Raw genomic sequence first — 5,163 nt, forward strand, 5'->3', positions numbered from 1 at the left:
CGAAGGGAAGCCCGGAGGAAAGCCCGAGAGGGTGAGTACAAAGGAAGCGACCGTTCCTTGAGAACTCAACAGCGTGCTAAAAGTCAACGCCAGATATGTTGATACCCCGTCTGTCGGAAGTCTTCCGATGGTCGAGGTTCCTTTGAAGAAAATACAGCGAGGACGCTGTGAACGGCCGGATTATTCCTTCGGCTGTTCCGCTCCCGTGAAAAGCATTCACGGAGAGTTTGATCCTGGCTCAGGACGAACGCTGGCGGCGTGCTTAACACATGCAAGTCGAACGATGAACCACTTCGGTGGGGATTAGTGGCGAACGGGTGAGTAACACGTGGGCAATCTGCCCTGCACTCTGGGACAAGCCCTGGAAACGGGGTCTAATACCGGATATGAGCCTGGGAGGCATCTCCCGGGTTGTAAAGCTCCGGCGGTGCAGGATGAGCCCGCGGCCTATCAGCTTGTTGGTGAGGTAGTGGCTCACCAAGGCGACGACGGGTAGCCGGCCTGAGAGGGCGACCGGCCACACTGGGACTGAGACACGGCCCAGACTCCTACGGGAGGCAGCAGTGGGGAATATTGCACAATGGGCGAAAGCCTGATGCAGCGACGCCGCGTGAGGGATGACGGCCTTCGGGTTGTAAACCTCTTTCAGCAGGGAAGAAGCGAAAGTGACGGTACCTGCAGAAGAAGCGCCGGCTAACTACGTGCCAGCAGCCGCGGTAATACGTAGGGCGCAAGCGTTGTCCGGAATTATTGGGCGTAAAGAGCTCGTAGGCGGCTTGTCACGTCGATTGTGAAAGCCCGAGGCTTAACCTCGGGTCTGCAGTCGATACGGGCTAGCTAGAGTGTGGTAGGGGAGATCGGAATTCCTGGTGTAGCGGTGAAATGCGCAGATATCAGGAGGAACACCGGTGGCGAAGGCGGATCTCTGGGCCATTACTGACGCTGAGGAGCGAAAGCGTGGGGAGCGAACAGGATTAGATACCCTGGTAGTCCACGCCGTAAACGGTGGGAACTAGGTGTTGGCGACATTCCACGTCGTCGGTGCCGCAGCTAACGCATTAAGTTCCCCGCCTGGGGAGTACGGCCGCAAGGCTAAAACTCAAAGGAATTGACGGGGGCCCGCACAAGCGGCGGAGCATGTGGCTTAATTCGACGCAACGCGAAGAACCTTACCAAGGCTTGACATACACCGGAAAACTCTGGAGACAGGGTCCCCCTTGTGGTCGGTGTACAGGTGGTGCATGGCTGTCGTCAGCTCGTGTCGTGAGATGTTGGGTTAAGTCCCGCAACGAGCGCAACCCTTGTCCCGTGTTGCCAGCAGGCCCTTGTGGTGCTGGGGACTCACGGGAGACCGCCGGGGTCAACTCGGAGGAAGGTGGGGACGACGTCAAGTCATCATGCCCCTTATGTCTTGGGCTGCACACGTGCTACAATGGCCGGTACAATGAGCTGCGATACCGTGAGGTGGAGCGAATCTCAAAAAGCCGGTCTCAGTTCGGATTGGGGTCTGCAACTCGACCCCATGAAGTCGGAGTCGCTAGTAATCGCAGATCAGCATTGCTGCGGTGAATACGTTCCCGGGCCTTGTACACACCGCCCGTCACGTCACGAAAGTCGGTAACACCCGAAGCCGGTGGCCCAACCCCTTGTGGGAGGGAGCTGTCGAAGGTGGGACTGGCGATTGGGACGAAGTCGTAACAAGGTAGCCGTACCGGAAGGTGCGGCTGGATCACCTCCTTTCTAAGGAGCACTTCTAGGCCGCACAGCGGTCCAGAGGCCAGTATGCGGGCGAATGTCTCGCACTGGTTGCTCATGGGTGGAACGTTGACTATTCGGCACTCTTGATCGTTTTCTCTTCCTAGTACTGCTTCGGCGTGGAACGGGTGTGGGGGCGGCGGGGGTGTCGGGCACGCTGTTGGGTGTCTGAGGGAATGGATTTTTCCTCAGTCGCCGGCCCCAGTGAACTTGTTCTTCGGAGCAGGGTGATGGGTGGCTGGTCGTTGTTTGAGAACTGCACAGTGGACGCGAGCATCTGTGGCCAAGTTTTTAAGGGCGCACGGTGGATGCCTTGGCACCAGGAACCGATGAAGGACGTGGGAGGCCACGATAGTCCCCGGGGAGTCGTCAACCAGGCTTTGATCCGGGGGTTTCCGAATGGGGAAACCCGGCAGTCGTCATGGGCTGTCACCCGCTGCTGAACACATAGGCAGTGTGGAGGGAACGAGGGGAAGTGAAACATCTCAGTACCCTCAGGAAGAGAAAACAACCGTGATTCCGGGAGTAGTGGCGAGCGAAACCGGATGAGGCCAAACCGTATGCGTGTGAGACCCGGCAGGGGTTGCGTATACGGGGTTGTGGGATCTCTCTTTTACGGTCTGCCGGCCGTGAGACGAGTCAGAAACCGTTGATGTAGGCGAAGGACATGCGAAAGGTCCGGCGTAGAGGGTAAGACCCCCGTAGTCGAAACGTCAACGGCTCGTTTGAGAGACACCCAAGTAGCACGGGGCCCGAGAAATCCCGTGTGAATCTGGCGGGACCACCCGCTAAGCCTAAATATTCCCTGGTGACCGATAGCGGATAGTACCGTGAGGGAATGGTGAAAAGTACCCCGGGAGGGGAGTGAAATAGTACCTGAAACCGTGTGCCTACAAGCCGTGGGAGCACTTTGGTGTGACTGCGTGCCTTTTGAAGAATGAGCCTGCGAGTTTGCGGTGTGTTGCGAGGTTAACCCGTGTGGGGTAGCCGTAGCGAAAGCGAGTCCGAAGAGGGCGTTTCAGTAGCACGCTCAAGACCCGAAGCGGAGTGATCTAGCCATGGGCAGGTTGAAGCGGAGGTAAGACTTCGTGGAGGACCGAACCCACCAGGGTTGAAAACCTGGGGGATGACCTGTGGTTAGGGGTGAAAGGCCAATCAAACTCCGTGATAGCTGGTTCTCCCCGAAATGCATTTAGGTGCAGCGTCGTGTGTTTCTTGCCGGAGGTAGAGCACTGGATAGGCGATGGGCCCTACCGGGTTACTGACCTTAGCCAAACTCCGAATGCCGGTAAGTGAGAGCGCGGCAGTGAGACTGTGGGGGATAAGCTCCATGGTCGAGAGGGAAACAGCCCAGAGCATCGACTAAGGCCCCTAAGCGTACGCTAAGTGGGAAAGGATGTGGAGTCGCACAGACAACCAGGAGGTTGGCTTAGAAGCAGCCACCCTTGAAAGAGTGCGTAATAGCTCACTGGTCTAGTGATTCCGCGCCGACAATGTAGCGGGGCTCAAGCGTACCGCCGAAGTCGTGTCATTGCAGCATATAGCCCCAACGGGTGCTGTGATGGGTAGGGGAGCGTCGTCTGCCGGGTGAAGCAGCACCGGAAGGTAGTTGTGGACGGTTGACGAGTGAGAATGCAGGCATGAGTAGCGATTCACACGTGGGAAACGTGTGCGCCGATTGACTAAGGGTTCCTGGGTCAAGCTGATCTGCCCAGGGTAAGTCGGGACCTAAGGCGAGGCCGACAGGCGTAGTCGATGGATAACCGGTTGATATTCCGGTACCCGCTGTGAAGCGTCAAACATCGAACCAGGCGATGCTAAGTCCGTGAAGCCGCCCTGATCTCTTCGGAGTTGAGGGGAGTGGTGGAGCCGACGGACCAGACTTGTAGTAGGTGAGTGATGGGGTGACGCAGGAAGGTAGTCCAGCCCGGGCGGTGGTTGTCCCGGGGTAAGGGTGTAGGCCGTGCGGTAGGTAAATCCGTCGCACACTAGGGCTGAGACCTGATGCCGAGCCGATTGTGGTGAAGTGGATGATCCTATGCTGTCGAGAAAAGCCTCTAGCGAGTTTCATGGCGGCCCGTACCCTAAACCGACTCAGGTGGTCAGGTAGAGAATACCGAGGCGTTCGGGTGAACTATGGTTAAGGAACTCGGCAAAATGCCCCCGTAACTTCGGGAGAAGGGGGGCCAGCTCCGGTGATCCGTTTTACACGGTGAGCTGGGGGTGGCCGCAGAGACCAGCGAGAAGCGACTGTTTACTAAAAACACAGGTCCGTGCGAAGCCGTAAGGCGATGTATACGGACTGACGCCTGCCCGGTGCTGGAACGTTAAGGGGACCGGTTAGCTCCATTTCGGTGGGGCGAAGCTGAGAACTTAAGCGCCAGTAAACGGCGGTGGTAACTATAACCATCCTAAGGTAGCGAAATTCCTTGTCGGGTAAGTTCCGACCTGCACGAATGGCGTAACGACTTCTCGACTGTCTCAACCATAGGCCCGGTGAAATTGCACTACGAGTAAAGATGCTCGTTTCGCGCAGCAGGACGGAAAGACCCCGGGACCTTTACTACAGTTTGATATTGGTGTTCGGTTCGGCTTGTGTAGGATAGCTGGGAGACTTTGAAGCATTGACGCCAGTTAGTGTGGAGTCGTCGTTGAAATACCAGTCTGGTCGTGCTGGATGTCTAACCTGGGTCCGTGATCCGGATCAGGGACAGTGTCTGATGGGTAGTTTAACTGGGGCGGTTGCCTCCTAAAGAGTAACGGAGGCGCCCAAAGGTTCCCTCAGCCTGGTTGGCAATCAGGTGTTGAGTGTAAGTGCACAAGGGAGCTTGACTGTGAGACCGACGGGTCGAGCAGGGACGAAAGTCGGGACTAGTGATCCGGCGGTGGCTTGTGGAAGCGCCGTCGCTCAACGGATAAAAGGTACCCCGGGGATAACAGGCTGATCTTCCCCAAGAGTCCATATCGACGGGATGGTTTGGCACCTCGATGTCGGCTCGTCGCATCCTGGGGCTGGAGTCGGTCCCAAGGGTTGGGCTGTTCGCCCATTAAAGCGGTACGCGAGCTGGGTTTAGAACGTCGTGAGACAGTTCGGTCCCTATCCGCTGTGCGCGTAGGAGTCTTGAGAAGGGCTGTCCCTAGTACGAGAGGACCGGGACGGACGAACCTCTGGTGTGCCAGTTGTTCTGCCAAGGGCATGGCTGGTTGGCTACGTTCGGGAGGGATAACCGCTGAAAGCATCTAAGCGGGAAGCCTGCTTCGAGATGAGGACTCCCACCCACTTGATGGGGTAAGGCTCCCAGTAGACGACTGGGTTGATAGGCCGGATCTGGAAGCCAGGTAACTGGTGGAGGTGACCGGTACTAATAGGCCGAGGGCTTGTCCTCAGTTGCTCGCGTCCACTGTGTT

General features: G+C 57.4%; 2 rRNA genes. Both read left to right on the forward strand.

The features are described 5' to 3' along the window. Nucleotides 1–215: 215 nt before the first annotated feature. Nucleotides 216–1,740: ribosomal RNA gene (locus LQ326_RS46760) — 16S ribosomal RNA — on the forward strand. Nucleotides 1,741–2,036: 296 nt separating this feature from the next. After that, nucleotides 2,037–5,141, forward strand: a 23S ribosomal RNA gene (locus tag LQ326_RS46765). The 16S and 23S rRNA genes sit together here, the layout of an rRNA operon. Nucleotides 5,142–5,163: the final 22 nt, after the last annotated feature.

This window comes from Streptomyces shenzhenensis, from assembly GCF_021462265.1.
GTDB classification, from domain to species: Bacteria; Actinomycetota; Actinomycetes; order Streptomycetales; family Streptomycetaceae; genus Streptomyces; species Streptomyces shenzhenensis.